General features: G+C 65.6%; 11 protein-coding genes. 5 read left to right on the top strand and 6 right to left on the bottom strand.

Translation table 11 applies throughout. From position 1 onward, the window contains the following. Positions 1-46 precede the first annotated feature (46 nt). Positions 47-496, bottom strand: a complete 450-nt coding sequence (locus HLH35_RS14330; protein ID WP_338029362.1) for a DUF2946 family protein — start codon at positions 494-496, stop codon at positions 47-49. Positions 497-601: 105 nt separating this feature from the next. After that, positions 602-1,294, bottom strand: a complete 693-nt coding sequence (locus HLH35_RS14325; protein ID WP_182979789.1) for a YfdX family protein — start codon at positions 1,292-1,294, stop codon at positions 602-604. A 206-nt stretch (positions 1,295-1,500) separates the two neighbouring features. On the opposite strand from HLH35_RS14325, the gene HLH35_RS14320 reads away from it, so the two are divergent. From HLH35_RS14320 to HLH35_RS14305, 4 genes are all read left to right on the top strand, one after another. Then, complete coding sequence (locus tag HLH35_RS14320) at positions 1,501-2,013, top strand: RNA polymerase sigma factor (RefSeq protein WP_182979788.1); 513 nt, start codon at positions 1,501-1,503, stop codon at positions 2,011-2,013. After that, positions 2,010-2,912, top strand: coding sequence for a FecR family protein (locus HLH35_RS14315; protein WP_182979787.1), 903 nt, complete (start codon positions 2,010-2,012; stop codon positions 2,910-2,912). Before HLH35_RS14320 ends, HLH35_RS14315 begins: the two co-directional genes overlap by 4 nt. Before the next feature lie 92 nt (positions 2,913-3,004). After that, positions 3,005-5,524, top strand: a complete 2,520-nt coding sequence (locus tag HLH35_RS14310) for a TonB-dependent receptor domain-containing protein (RefSeq protein ID WP_182979786.1) — start codon at positions 3,005-3,007, stop codon at positions 5,522-5,524. Next, entirely contained in the window at positions 5,521-6,801 is a 1,281-nt protein-coding gene (locus HLH35_RS14305; protein ID WP_182979785.1) for a histidine-type phosphatase, read from the top strand. The genes HLH35_RS14310 and HLH35_RS14305 overlap by 4 nt, the downstream gene beginning before the upstream one ends. Before the next feature lie 132 nt (positions 6,802-6,933). Here HLH35_RS14305 and ung read toward each other — a convergent pair whose 3' ends face one another. Both ung and HLH35_RS14295 read right to left on the bottom strand, forming a co-directional pair. Then, positions 6,934-7,650 (bottom strand): uracil-DNA glycosylase, encoded by a 717-nt coding sequence (ung, locus tag HLH35_RS14300; RefSeq protein ID WP_456305639.1) that lies wholly within the window; start codon positions 7,648-7,650, stop codon positions 6,934-6,936. Positions 7,651-7,725: 75 nt separating this feature from the next. Next, a complete protein-coding gene (locus tag HLH35_RS14295) occupies positions 7,726-8,433 on the bottom strand; it encodes a pirin family protein (protein WP_182979784.1) in 708 nt (235 codons plus the stop codon). A 194-nt stretch (positions 8,434-8,627) separates the two neighbouring features. Here HLH35_RS14295 and HLH35_RS14290 point away from each other — a divergent pair, with 194 nt between their 5' ends. Further along, positions 8,628-9,560 (top strand): LysR family transcriptional regulator, encoded by a 933-nt coding sequence (locus HLH35_RS14290; protein WP_182979783.1) that lies wholly within the window; start codon positions 8,628-8,630, stop codon positions 9,558-9,560. A 28-nt stretch (positions 9,561-9,588) separates the two neighbouring features. On the opposite strand, the gene HLH35_RS14285 is transcribed toward HLH35_RS14290, so the two are convergent. Then, the gene (locus tag HLH35_RS14285) at positions 9,589-11,889 is read right to left on the bottom strand and encodes a putative bifunctional diguanylate cyclase/phosphodiesterase (protein ID WP_182979782.1); all 2,301 of its coding nucleotides are present in this window, start codon (positions 11,887-11,889) and stop codon (positions 9,589-9,591) included. Beyond that, positions 11,886-13,928 carry an EAL domain-containing protein gene (locus tag HLH35_RS14280; protein WP_182979781.1) on the bottom strand — a complete coding sequence of 681 codons (2,043 nt, stop codon included), beginning with the start codon at positions 13,926-13,928 and terminating at the stop codon, positions 11,886-11,888. The genes HLH35_RS14285 and HLH35_RS14280 overlap by 4 nt, the downstream gene beginning before the upstream one ends. Positions 13,929-14,131 lie beyond the last annotated feature (203 nt).

The raw sequence follows: 14,131 nt of genomic DNA, 5'->3' as shown, positions 1-14,131 counted from the left end.
GGCCACCCCCTACGGGCATGCGGCGGCACGATCGCTGAAAAATCTCTCAGATCGTCAAGGGCGGCCCAATGGCCGGGGGCCGCAAAAGGGCCCGCCGCATCGGCGGCGCACGCGGCCGGGCCGGGCTGTAGCGCACCCGCACCAGCCGGTGCAGGAGACAGAGTGCCGCCAGCACAACCGGCAGCACAACCAGCGACAGGTGCAGAAGCGGGCAAAGCGGGCAGGCATCATTGTCCGGCGCATGGCCATGCGACCGGTCGCCCGACCCCGGCATGCCGGCCATCGCCATACCGGGCATGTCATCACACATGTTGGACGCGGGTGGCGGCGTCAGATGAATGCCCGTCAGACGCTCCAGCGTGGCCCGGGGCATCTCGCCGGGCAGCGCGCGCGCCTGAATGCCCAGCAAGCCGAGATAGCCGCACAGCACGAGCAAGGCGACCGTCCAGCGGCCCCATCCCGGCCGCTCCTTCCTGATCGCGTCCCGCCCGTTCACGGTCCGGCCACCTCGTTCACTGCAAATCCGCCTATCCACTAACGCCGGACAGGCGGAAGACGCAAGCACGGGGGCGAACGCCGTCCGCCCCGGCCGCCGCGGTGATTATTTCTTCGCCGGCTGCGCCGAGGGCGCCGGGGCGGTCGGCGTCAGGGTCTCAATGAAATCCTGCGAGACGAAGACAATTCCGTCCAGCGCCTGGTCCAGCGCCTCGGCCGCCTGCTTCGGCTGGCGGCCCTCGACGAACACCGTCGCCCGGTTGACCGCGCCTTCCGTCTGGCCCAGCGGCGCCAGCGCGACGATGAAATCGACATCCTCGCCCACGACCTGCATCGTCTGGGCCGCGGCCTTGCTGTCGCCTGCCTTCAGCTGGGCGTTGGCCGACGCGACCGCCGCCTTCTTCTCGGGCGCCAGAATGTCACTGGCGATGAACTCGCCACCCACCGGTACCCAATCAGTCGGCGTCGTCACCGGCTGATGCGTCGGCGGCAGCGGATGCTGCGGCGCGGGCTGAAGCGCGCTTTCCGCCGCGTTGTAGCGTTTCTCGGCCTTGCGGGCGGCCTCCAGCCGCTTCTGCGCGTCATAAAGGGGCGGCACCGCCTGATCCACCTTCCCCTGCGCAACAAGCTGGCGGGCAGTCACGATGTCGGCCAGCGCTCGCTCTCCGTCATTGGAAAGATGATGCATCGCCCGACCGGCCTTGAATTTCTCCCACGCCGCATGCAGCGGCGCGGCATGCGACAGCGAAGGCACGGAACCGAGTGCTGCCACAACCGCCAGCGAGGCCACAATCCGCATGTCTGACATCCTTTTCGTCGTGAATGGGTATTTTTAACATAATGTTGCTGGAGCCCGGAGAACAAGTCAGGGCAGGGATGCGCTCCGCGATCATGAAGATTTAAAGAATAACGTTCCGGTCCCGGTCCCGCGCCGATGACAGGACCGGAACGTCCTTCTAGGGTCCGCTCCGATACCGGACAGAGCGGAACGAGGGCGCGAGGGACATGACGGATTGGGCAATCCGGCAGACCGGTTGGGCGTCGCTGCATGCCCGCATTCGCCGCCTGACCGGCCGGCACGATTCCGAAGATCTCCTGCAGACGGCCCTGCTCCACATCCTGGAACGCGGCCATACCGGCATCGCCAATACCGAAGCCTATGTGCTCCGAGCCGCGCGCAACCTGGCCATCGACGAATATCGCCGCGAACGCCGCGACAGCCTGGTCAGCCTGGTCAGCCTGGTCAGCCTGCCACCCGAGCAGGCGGACTCCATCGCCTGCCCGCTGCCCCTGCCCGATGCCGTGGTGCTGGGCCGGCAGCAACTGGCCCGCCTCTCGGCCGCCTTCGCAGCGCTCGATGCGCGCACCGCCCGCATCTTCCTGATGCACCGGCTGGATCACCTGCCCTACCGCACCATCGCCGCCCAACTCGGCGTCAGCGTCAGCACGGTCGAAAAACAGATCAGCAAGGCCCTGTGCGTCCTGACGACGGCCCTGCTGGACGGCGACGCGGCATGAGCGACAGCACCATCCAGACCGCCGCCCGCTGGTCGGTACGTCTGCGGGCCGAAGACTGCACCGAGGACGAACAGCGCCGCTTCACCGCATGGCTGGACGAACATCCGCGCCATCGCGAGGTCTTTTCCCTGATGTCCGGCGTCTGGGCCTCCTCGGCGACGCTCAGGCATAATGGCCGGCAGAACACCGACACGGCGTCGCGCCGCGCTGTCCTGGCGGGCGGCATCGGGCTGGCGGCCAGCCTGTTCGGCCTGCCCGGCGCACCGGCCGAAGCGACGGTCCTGCGTACCGCAACCGGCGAACGGCACCATTGCACCCTGCAAGGCGGCGCCGACCTGCTGCTCGATACCCAGAGCATGATCGTCTTTTCCCCCAGAATGGGTCGCGACGAAGCATGGCTGGCCCGCGGGCGGATCGCCCTGACGCTGCCCGGCGGTGCGCTCCCCCTGCGCCTGGCAACGGCAACCGGCACCCTGACATCCTCCGCCGGGCAGTTCGATATCAGCCTGCTCGATGACGGACTGGCCGCCACGGTCCTAGACGGCACGCTGACGGCCATTCCCGCCTCGGGGTCGGCCAGCCCCATCACCATCGGCCGCGGCACGCGCCTGATCCTGCGCACCGGCCAGCCCCCCTGCATCGACCATCCGAGACTGGACGATCTGATCGCCTGGCGCACGGGCCGCGTCGTCTTCCGCGATACCCCCCTGGCCGAGGCGATCGCGGACATGAACCGCTACAGCGAAAGAAAGATGGAAATCGCATCGCCCGGCATCGGCGCGCTGCGGATCAGCGGGCTGTACCATACCGGCAACATGGCAGGCTTCGCCCGTGCCCTGATGCACCTGCTCCCCGTGCGCATCGAAGACGGCACCACCCTACGGATTGTGAAGCTTTGATGAAACACAGCCAAAAACATTGAGGACTCGTCGCGGAAGTTCGTCACGCCTGTAAGCCGGCGCAACCGGCGCCACAGACAGGACTCCCCCCGATGTCACGCTCGCCGTCTCCTCACCCTTCTCCGCAACGCCTGGCCGCCCTGCTGGTCATCTCCACCGCCATCGCCGGCCTCCAGCCGGCACATGCCGGCACCGCCACGCCCGCCCCCGTCACCGTGCATCTGCGCGCCCAGCCCCTGGCGGAATCGCTCGAAGAACTGGCGCGCATCAGCGGCCGGGACATCCTCTTCGCCAGCAGCGAAATCGGCAACCGCCGCGCCCCGGCCGTGGACGGCACGCTGAGCGTCGAAGATGCGGCAACCCGCCTGCTGCAGGGCAGCGGCCTGCACGCCGTGCCGCAGCATGACGGCGGATTTCTGATCGAAGGCCCGGCGGGCACAGCGCCCCATCCCAACCAGTCCGCCCGCGCCGCGCAGAAGGATACCGAAGAGGTCACCGTCATCCGGCGCGCCGAACGCCTGGCTCCCTCGACCGTACCGCTGACGATCACCGAGCCGACATCGGTGATCCAGAAGCGCTTCATCACCAACAACATCATCCCGCTGGCCAGCGTGGACGATATCATCAAGTTCCAGCCCAGCATCTGGTCGCAGAACCCCAACGGCCCGGGCATGGGCAAGGCCGAGACCATCAGCCTGCGCGGTTTCCAGGACGGCCAGTACAACATGACGTTCGACGGCATCCCGTTCGGCGATGCGTCAGACCTGCATCACACGACATCCTCTCTGTTCATCTCGCATTTTCTCGATCAGGTTCAGGTCGATCGCGGCCCCGGCACGGCATCGACCAGCGGCAACGCAACCTTCGGCGGCACGATCGGCTTCGAATCCCGCGCGCCGGCGAAGCAGTTCGGCGTTACGCCTTACGGTACCTACGGCAGTTTCAACACCCGCGCCGGCGGGGTCGAGATCGACAGCGGCAAGACCCGTTTCGGCTCCATGGTGCTCGACGTGCAGCATGAGGAAACCGACGGCTACCTGACCGGATCGGCCGAACGGCGCAGCAACCTGCTGTTCAAGGACGTGATCGACCTGGGCGAGCATACGACCCTGACCCTGCTCACGACCTATGACAAGGAATGGCAGTATACCACCCAGGGCGCGACGCTGGCCGAATACGCCAAATATGGCAATAATTACGGGCTGTGCTTCGACCGCGCGCTGCAATGCTATTACGGCTACAATCCCAGCACCTACCAGTCCGATTTCAGCTACGTCAATCTCAAGACGCGCCTCGCCCCGTGGCTGACATTCGAAAACAAGCTGTATACCAACGGCTTTGTCCATGATTACACCGAATCGACCGACGCCAGCCAGAATGACGCCTCCGCCAACGGCGTGACCTTCTATTCCACCGCCGGCAAGAAACTGGCCACCTACAAGACCGACATTCCCGGCAAATATGCCCGCGCCAGCTTCCGCGATTACGGCGATACGATGCGCTTCCGGGCCAGCACTCCGGTTGGCGACGTGCTGATGGGCGTCTGGGCCGATGTGCAGGACGACCGGCGCTACACCTATGCCGTCGATCTCAGCCAGGGCGCCATTCCGGTTCCGGGCAAGAACGGTTCCGCGTACAGCTACGATATTTCCGACCTGAACACGACGGTCCAGCCCTATCTCGAATTCGACTGGCATCCCATGAAGGGCATGACGGTCAAGCCGGGCATCAAATATTCCTATTTCCACCGCGATTATGACGCGGCGATCAACAAATCGACCAAGGTGCCGCTGAACGACCAGCAGACCTTCACCTCCTGGCAACCGTCGATCGCGATCAACCAGATCATCCTGCCGGGCTGGAGCGCCTACGGCCAGATCGCACGCGGCTTCCTCGCCCCGCCGATGAGCGTCTTCCAGACCCAGAATGTCGGCAGCGTCCGCCCGGAGACCACGCTGAACTACCAGGTCGGCACCGTGCTCCAGAAGAAGCGCTGGACCGTCTCGGCCGATGCCTATTACATCGATTTTTCGAACTACATCGCCTCTGCCCAGATCAACGTCCCCGGCATCGGTACCCAGAGCACCTCGGTCAACAGCGGCGGCGCCGTCTACAAGGGCCTGGAGATCGAAGGGCAATACGCCATCGGCGCCGGCTTCTCGCTCTATGGCAATTACAGCGTGAACGACGCCCAGTACAAACACACCCAGGTGCGCGTGGCCGCCACCCCGAACGTGCTGGCCTCGTTCGGCCTGCTCTACGACAACGGCAAGGGCCCCTATTTCTCGCTGATCGGCAAGTTCGTCGGCAATCACTGGGGGCTGGACAGCACCACGGACAGCGACGGCCACACCGTGTTCGCCAACCAGTATCGCATCGGCAGCACCGCGACCGCCGACCTTGCCCTGGGCTGGCATTTCCACCATCTGGCCGGCTTCATGAGCGACCTGACCCCCAGCCTCAAGATCGCCAACCTGTTCGACAGCCACGCCATCAGCGATTTCGCCGGCAACCAGTCTGCGGCCAGCGCGGGCTATCCCGACGGCGCACCGCTCTACTGGCGCCTGTCCGGCCGCAGCGTCTTCTTCAACCTGTCGATGACCCTGCCATGAGAACCCGCCCTGCAACCCGCACCCTCGGCGCCGCCCTCCTCTTGGCCGCAACGCTGGGGGGCAACTCCCGGGCGGCCATCCCGGGCGAAGTACCCGGCGCCCCCGCCATCGCGGGCGCAACGCTGGAAAAAATCGTGCTGGTCGCCCGCCACGGCATCCGCAGCCCCACCAGGCCACCCGCGGAACTGAAAGCCCAGACCGGCCGCGACTGGCCCTCCTGGCCAGTCGCGCCGGGACAACTGACCGAACATGGCCGCGCGGCGCTGGCCGCCATGACGGATGCGCTGGACCAGCGTTACCGCCAGTTCGGCCTCCTCCCCACCACCGGCTGCCCCGCCCCCGGCGCGGTCGCAATCTGGGCCGACGCCGCCGACGACCGCACGCGCCAGAGCGGCGCGATCATGGCCGAACATCTCGCCCCCCGCTGCGGCCTCACATCCCGCGCGCTGCCGGCAGGTCACGCGGACCCGTTCTTCAACGCCCTCGGCGCCAACGCCGCGACCCTGGACCAGGCCCGCGTAACCGCCGCGCTGGACCAGGAAATCGCCCAAGACCGCGACCACCGGCCCCAGCCGGTCCAGGACGCGCTGGCCCGACTCCAGACGCTGGTCGCCCCGGATGGCTGCGCCGGCCGGACCGGCCCCTGCCTGACCGACGGCCTTTCCCTGTCCGGCCCGCCCAGGGCACCGCACCTGAAAGGCGGCCCCATCCTGGCGGCCACGATCGCGGAAAACATAATGCTGGCCTACGCCCAGGGCATGGGGCCGCAACAGGTGGCCTGGGGCACGCCGGACGGCCCGGCCATGCTGGCCACGATCCTGCCGGCACATATCTATGCCTCAACGCTGACCCGTCGCCTGCCCGCCATCGCCATCCCGCGCGGTTCGGTCCTGTCACGCGCCATCGTCGACCTGCTGACCGACCGCCCGGTCACCCTGCCCGATCACAGCGCAATCGGGCCGGACGCCAGGCTGGTCCTGTTCGCCGGACATGACACGACGCTGGACATGCTGGGGACGATCTTCGGCCTGGACTGGCATTTCACCGACCAGCCGGACCCGACAGCCCCCGACACGACCCTGGCCTTCGAACGCTGGCGCCTAAAGGATGGCCGCCGCATGGTGCGCGCGGTGATCCTGCATCAGGGGCTCGACCAGCTCCGCTCGGCCCGGAAGCCGGGCCTGCTGGGCGACGGTGTCACGGCCCTGCCCATCGGCACCTGTGCCGGACAGAGTCTTTGCCCGGCCGGAAACCTACATCCCGCCAGAGCCCTCTGACCATGTTTCATGGCCGGAAAAACCGGCCGCAGCCCCTACCCGGACTTCACCCGTTCAGGAGCATCGTGCATCCCCGGCACAAGGCTCCTGAACGAATCAAAGTTTTTTGGTTCTTTTTTTCAAAAAAGAACGTCAAACATCCCTCGGCGGCTCCGCCGACAACCGCCAGTCGATCGGCGTCAGCCCATGGCCGGCTAGAAACGCATTGGCCTTGGAAAAATGGTGGCAGCCAAAGAACCCGTTATGCGCCGATAGCGGCGACGGATGCGCCGCCTTCAGCACCAGATGCCGCGACTGGTCGACAAAGGCCGCCTTGCGCTGGGCATAGGCCCCCCACAGCATGAAGACAGCCGGCGTGCGCTGCTCGTTGACGCGGGCGATCACCGCATCGGTAAACTGCTCCCATCCCCGCTTCTGGTGCGAAGCCGCATTGCCCCGCTCCACCGTCAGCACGCTGTTCAGCAGCAGGACACCCTGCTTCGCCCACGATTCCAGATAGCCGTGATGAGCCGGTGGAATACCCAGATCGCTCTGGAGTTCCTTGTAGATATTGACCAGCGACGGCGGAATGCGCACGCCGGGCCGCACGCTGAAGCACAGCCCATGGGCCTGGCCCTCGCCATGATACGGGTCCTGCCCCAGGATCACGACCTTGACGTCCGTCAGCGGGGTCAGGTCCAGCGCCCGGAAATATTCCGCCCCCCTGGGAAAAATCACCTTGCCGCGCGCTTTTTCCGCCAGCAGGAAATCCTTCAGCGCCTGCATGTAGGGCGCATCGAATTCGGGGGCCAGAGCCGTCTTCCAGCTATCGTCCAGTCTGATCGTCATGCCGGCATGAAGCGACGCCACGCGGCAAAAATCAAGCAGCCGTGCCCGCCCCCGCCGTAAAGGGCGGGGGCGGAGCAGGCTCAGACAACGCTCCCGTCAGGGCGCAACATCCACCAGCACGATCTCGGCATCCTCCAGCGCGCGCACCGTCAGCACGTCGGTCTCCGAAACCGCCGCCCCATCGCGCGTGCCGACCGTCCGGCCCTCGATCTCCACGCTGCCCTTGGCCGGGACCAGATAACCCAGCCGCTCCACACCCAGCCGGTATTCCGCGCTCTCCCCCTTCTTCAGGGTCGCGCCCAGAACCCGCGCATCGGCATGGATCGGCAAGGCATCGCCCGCCGTATCGGCATCGTAGCCCGAGGCCAGCACCACGAACCGCCCGCCACGCTCGCCCCTGGGAAAGGTCCGCGTGCCCCACGAGGGCGCATGCCCCGCCCGGTCGGGCATGATCCAGATCTGGAAGATGCGCGTCCTGCCGGGCTCGCGATTATATTCACTGTGCATGATACCGGTGCCGGCCGACATCACCTGCACGTCGCCCGCCTCGGTGCGCCCCGTATTGCCCAGATTATCCTGATGCGTAATGGCCCCTTCGCGCACATAGGTGATGATTTCCATGTCGCGATGCGGATGGGTGCCGAAACCGGTCCCCGGCGCAATGGCGTCATCGTTCCACACACGCAGCGCACCCCAGTGCATCCGACGCGGATCGTAATAATCCGCGAAGGAAAAATGATGTTTCGCATCGAGCCACCCATGGTCGGCATGGCCCAGTTCCGCGAACGAACGAACCTCGATCATCGTGATCCCTCCAGTCTGATGTTTCTGAACGGACCCTACGCCCCCGCCGCAGCACTCCGATACGGCAGGAAGCGAAACCCTTCGTTTCCGGATTTTCCGCCCCCGGAGCCTGTCGGAGCCCCCGTCTGGACGGGCACCGACAGAAAATATATGGAAAGAGACCCGTCTGACCGTTTCCAAAAAGGCCGCTCTTCATGCGACTGCCCGATTTCGAAGCCTGGGCCATCTTCGCCAAAGTGGCCGAATGGGGGTCGTTCGCACGCGCGGCAGAGGACATCCAACTGTCCAAGCCCACCGTCTCGAAGGCCGTGACCCGGCTGGAGCAGGCTCTGGGGGCCAGCCTGTTCAACCGCAATTCGCGCCAGTTATCCCTGACCGACATGGGCCGCCACGCCCTGGGCCATGCCAGCCGCATCATCGCCGAAGCCGAAGCCGCCGAGGCCCAAGCCCGGGACGGCACGCTGAAACCCTCGGGCCTGATCCGCATCGCGGCGCCGATGACATTCGGTGTCAAGCACCTCTCGCCAGTCCTGCCCGCCTTCCTGCAACGCTATCCCGACATCGACCTCACGCTCGATTTCAGCGACGCGATCGTCGATCTGGTGGCCGAGGGCTACGACATCGCACTGCGGATCTCCTCGCTGGCGGACTCCTCGCTGCGGGCCCGCCGGCTCTGCGCGGTCAGGCTGCTGCTGGTCGCCACCCCCGCCTGGCTCGATGCGACGGGCCGGCCGACCCATCCGCGCGATCTCGAAGCGCATAAGAGCTTCGTCTACACCAACACCTCCGCCCCGGGGACGATCCGCCTGCGCCACGCGCCGTCCGGCAAGGATTACGTGCTGTCCCAGGCATCCCGCCTGCGCGCGAACAATGCGGAAGGCTTCCTGCCGGCGCTCGAAGCCGGACTGGGATTCGGCCTGTTCCCCGAATTCATGATCTGGGACAGTCTTCAGGCCGGATCGCTGGAAATCATCCTTCCGGAGTGGCAGGCATCGCCGATCGCGCTCTACCTGGTCACCCCCCCCAGCCCGCTTCGCCCCGCGCGCGTCAACGCGCTGCTGGATTATTTCGTCGACGCGTTCGCACTGCCACCCTGGGCCCGACAGGACGATCCGCCACCCACATAGCCCCCGCGCCGGGCCTTGAAACAGCCCCTCACCGCCTTCTGTTGAGCCGGGCCACCAGCGGCGCATCCGTGTCCGCCGGGGCCGGGCGTCCGTAGAGATAACCCTGCACCTCCCGACACCCTTCCGCACGGACCAGCGCAAGCTGGTCCTCGGTCTCGACCCCTTCGGCGACGATCCGCACCCCCAGCCGCTTGCCCAGATCGGCAATGGCCCGGACCACCGCCGCGCATTCCGGCCGCTCCAGCGCATCCCTGACGAAGGAGCCGTCGATCTTGATCTTGTCGAACGAGAAGGTCCGCAGATGGGCCAACGACGAATAGCCGGTGCCGAAATCGTCCAGCGAAACGCGCACCCCCATCTCGCGCAGGGCCAGCAGGTCCTGGATACCGCGATGTTCGTCGGCCAGCAGCGCCGTTTCGGTCACCTCGATCTCCAGCCGCTCCGCCGGCAGGCCCGAGCTGGACAACGCCGCCGAGACGACATCGATCAACGTGCCCTTGCCCAACTGAGTCGCCGACACGTTGACGGCGACATGCGCCTCGTCCGCCCATTGCGCGGCGCTCTGGCACGCACGGTTCAGGACGAATGCACCCAACTGGTCGATCAGCCCGCATTGCTCGGCCACCGGCACGAACCTGCCAGGAGAAATCCAGCCCTGCTCGGCATGATGCCAGCGGGCCAGGGCCTCGCGCGACGTGACCTGCCCGGACTGCAGATCGACAATCGGCTGGTAGAAGACGAACAGCCCGTCCTCGCGGGCCAGGGCCGACCTCAGCCGTTCTTCCAGACGCACGCGCTCCTGCATGCGCGTCTCCAGGTCGGGCGAGAACAGCCGCGACGTTCCCCTTCCCGCCTCCTTGGCCGCATACAGCGCCATGTCGGCCCGCGACAGCAGGATATCGGGCTCCCCGCCATGTTCCGGCGCCAGAGCAATACCGACCGACGCCCCGATCTGGAGCGTCCGATCGTAATCGAGATCGAAGGGCGCCCCCAGCGCGGCGACGATCAGGTCGGCCTGCACCTTGGCCTGCTGGCAGGAATCATGGGGCAGCAGCACGGCAAACTCGTCCCCGCCCAGCCGGGTCAGCGTAACGGCTGGGCCGTTGCAGACCATTTTCAGCCGTGCCGCGACCTGCTGCAGCAAGGCATCGCCGGTCTGGTGCCCGCGCGTATCGTTGATCAGCTTGAAACCATCCAGATCGACATACAGCAGCCCGACGCGATTGCCCGGCGAGGCCAGACGTTCTTCGAGCTCCCGGCGAAACGTGACCCGGTTGGGCAGATCGGTCAGCGCGTCGTAATGCGCCAGATGCCGGATGCGGTTTTCCGCCTCGACCTCCTTCGTCACCAGTGCCCAGGTCAGCATGGGCGCCATATAATGGCCGTCCCGGGCGGTGATGGCGGAAATCTTCAGGTCCAGCACCTCGTTGCCCAGGCGGATGCGCGCATTGTGCGGCAGGTTGCTCGGATCGGCCAGAATACCGCGCTGATGGGCCGGCGAACGATGGAACACGTCGATGGAGGTGCCGATCAGGTCATCGGCACGGATCGGCAGCAGATGCTCGATACTGCGGATCAGCGCCTTGGACATCTGGTTCGCGTAGTTGATGATATAGGTCTGCGGCTCCACCGTCATGACCGCCACGGGCATGTTGTCGATCATCCGCAGCAGCAGTTCCTGCTCCTTCGCCCGCCGCAATTCCTCGGCACGCGCATTCACGGTTTTCGAAAAATCGCGATAGGTGCTGGTCAGCACGCCGATCCCGCCAACCGAATCGACAAGCAGGCTCACGGCAGCCGCCAGATGGATCGACGTCCCGCTCAACAGGCACAGGATCAGGAGCGTCACATTGGCGATGATCGCCAGCCGGATCGCCGCGACCCGCAGATGCGCCAGACAGTATATGACCGACAGCGTCGTGGTAGCGATGTAGAAGAACAGGAAAGAGCGCGTCGCCTCGTCACCATAGGGATAAAGCGCAAACGCCCACACCGCCTGGACAAGGACCAGCCCGACGGAAAGCCGGCCGGTCCTGGTCAACGCGGCCTGGACATGCTCCAGCGTCGGCTCGCTCCTGCGCGCCTGAAACCAGGACCGCATCCTGAAGGCACAGAACACGCTGGCCACGGCCGGACAGAAGATCGAAAGCCAGTCGGGCGCCTGCCGGGCAAAGACGGCGGCAAGCAGCCACGCATTGACCATCAGGACGACATACATCGTCGGCAGGTGCTGCGCACATCGGCGATACCGCGCCACGGCCAGCTCGGCACTCTCGATCTCGGCGGTGGAAAACCAGCCTTCACGGCCGAAGGGCCAGCTGATGTTCATGCCACGCCCTCCACCCGCGCGACCTGCCCCTTGCGGATAATGTCCTCCATCGTGACCGGGTGCCCCAGCAGGAACCCCTGCGCTTCCTCGCAGCCTTCGGCATTCAGCATCGAAAGCTGGTCATAAGTTTCGATGCCCTCGGCCATCACCGGAATGCCGAAGCTCTTTCCCAACGCCAGGACGGCCCGGATAATGGCCATGGTCTGGGTCGTCGCCGCCGAGGAACAGAAGAAGGACCGGTCGATCTTGATCCGGTCGAAGGTGAACGACCGCAGCGTGTCCAGCGACGAATAGCCGGTACCGAAATCGTCCAGGGCAATGCTGACACCCAGCTCCCTGATCTGGCGCAGCATCTCCAGCGACCGTTCCCGATCGGCGAAAATGGTCGATTCCGTCAATTCCAGCTCCAGCCGCTCCGGGGCCAGCCCGGTCTCGGCCAGAACCGCCCGGACCACCGCCGGCAGGTCGGCGTTGACGAACTGCACGGCGGAGAGATTGACCGCAATCGTATAGGGCGGCTCCCACGTCGCGGCTTCACGGCACGCCGTGCGCAGCACCCACTCCCCGATCGCCAGAATCAGCCCGTTCTCTTCGGCCAGCGGAATGAACTCGCCAGGAGGAATCTGGCCCCGCTTCGCGTGCGTCCAGCGCAGCAGAGCCTCATAGCCCCGGATGCGCCCGGTCGATACGATGGTCTGGACCTGATAATGCAGCGTCAGCTGGTTACGGCCGATCGCGTCACGCAGGTCGGCCGCCAGCGCACGCCGCTCGCGAACCCGCTCGTCCATGCCGGCTTCATAGAAACAGACCCGCCGCAACGGGTTCGATTTCGCGCGATACATCGCCAGGTCCGCGCCGTTGATCAGACTTTTCCTGTCGGCGGCATCGTCGGGAAAGAGCGCAACCCCCAGGCTGCCGCCGGACGAGATTTCCAGGTCATCAGTCTTGATCGGGAGGGAAAGGGCCTTTTCGATCCGGTCGACAAAGCCCTCCGCATCGCCGGATGCGCCGATGCGACAGATCGCGGTGAATTCGTCACCCCCGGTCCGAGCGATGAATTCGCCGCGTTCCTCCTGCTGCAGGGCCTTCATGCGGCGCCCCAGCACGCGCAGCACCTCGTCGCCGACCGAATGCCCCCGCAGATCGTTGATGTCCTTGAACCGATCGAGATCGATACCGATCAGCGCCAGCCTGCTCCCGCGCTGGGTCGCCAGCGCAATTTCCAGATCCAGCCGGTCATTGAAATTCGCCCGGTTCGGCAGTCCTGTCAGCGCGTCGTTCAGCGCCATGCGCCGCAAGCGTTCGATGGTCTCCGCCCGCGTGCTGTCATCGATCAGATAGCTGACCATGCCCATCACCAGAATGATCAGGCTCATGCCGATCACGGCCATGGTCATGGTCTTCAGGGCTTCGGAATGGGTGGGCACCATGCCCTCGCCCGTCGAGACGACATGAAACGCCGTCATGCCGAGAAAATGCACCGACAGGATGGCGGCGGCGAACAGGCCCGCCATGGCATTGGTGCTATCCCCGGTCCGCTTCAACGCCATATGCAGCGCCGCCATGGACAGAACCGGCCCCAGGATGCCCGACCCGATCACATAGGGCAGATCCCACATGACCTGCCCGTGGACGTGAAAGGCCATCATGCCGACATAATGCATGGCCGCGATGGAAGAGCCGAGCAGGCCACCTCCCACTACCGAAGGCCATGGAACGACGCGACTGCCGGCGGCGATAAAGCCCAGCACGCTCCCGACGATGCAGATGAACAGCGAGAGCAGGGTCAGCAACGGGTCGAACGTCACGCCCGCCCCGGCCCGAAAGCCCATCATCGCGATGAAATGCGTGCACCAGATGGCCACACCCGTGGCCAGGGCGGTCAGCACATGCCACCCCACCCGCTGCAACCCACTCGTCTGCAACGCCCGGCGAAACAGGCGCGCCGTTACCCATGATCCCACCCCGCAGAGAAAGGCGGCGACCAGGACTATCCGAAGATCATGCTCGCGAATAACACACAAAAACAGAGAATTCACCGAGCATGTCTTTCTTCAAAGGCAGAGAAGCAAGATTCTATCCATCCATACCACTGGAGAAATATCCTTCAAGGCCTCCTCCGGCACCGCTGATACTCTCTTCCGGCACGATCGGGCCATCACCAGCCCTGGCGCAGCGCCAGCCGCGCTGCCGCCGGATCGCAGCCCCGTGCCGCCGGCAACGCAGCCCCGACCGGGCACGC

The sequence above is a fragment of the Gluconacetobacter asukensis genome (assembly GCF_014174375.1).
Taxonomy (GTDB): domain Bacteria; phylum Pseudomonadota; class Alphaproteobacteria; order Acetobacterales; family Acetobacteraceae; genus Gluconacetobacter; species Gluconacetobacter asukensis.
The sequence above is the reverse complement of the archived record's forward strand: the minus strand, read 5'-3'. Positions and strand labels throughout refer to the sequence as shown.

Excerpts from the sequence above, each read along its gene's own strand:
- HLH35_RS14325 (WP_182979789.1), bottom strand. The coding sequence starts at position 1,294 with ATGCGGATTGTGGCCTCGCTGGCGGTTGTGGCAGCACTCGGTTCCGTG.
- HLH35_RS14320 (WP_182979788.1), top strand. The coding sequence starts at position 1,501 with ATGACGGATTGGGCAATCCGGCAGACCGGTTGGGCGTCGCTGCATGCC.
- HLH35_RS14315 (WP_182979787.1), top strand. The coding sequence starts at position 2,010 with ATGAGCGACAGCACCATCCAGACCGCCGCCCGCTGGTCGGTACGTCTG.
- HLH35_RS14310 (WP_182979786.1), top strand. The coding sequence starts at position 3,005 with ATGTCACGCTCGCCGTCTCCTCACCCTTCTCCGCAACGCCTGGCCGCC.
- HLH35_RS14305 (WP_182979785.1), top strand. The coding sequence starts at position 5,521 with ATGAGAACCCGCCCTGCAACCCGCACCCTCGGCGCCGCCCTCCTCTTG.
- HLH35_RS14295 (WP_182979784.1), bottom strand. The coding sequence starts at position 8,433 with ATGATCGAGGTTCGTTCGTTCGCGGAACTGGGCCATGCCGACCATGGG.
- HLH35_RS14290 (WP_182979783.1), top strand. The coding sequence starts at position 8,628 with ATGCGACTGCCCGATTTCGAAGCCTGGGCCATCTTCGCCAAAGTGGCC.
- HLH35_RS14285 (WP_182979782.1), bottom strand. The coding sequence starts at position 11,889 with ATGAACATCAGCTGGCCCTTCGGCCGTGAAGGCTGGTTTTCCACCGCC.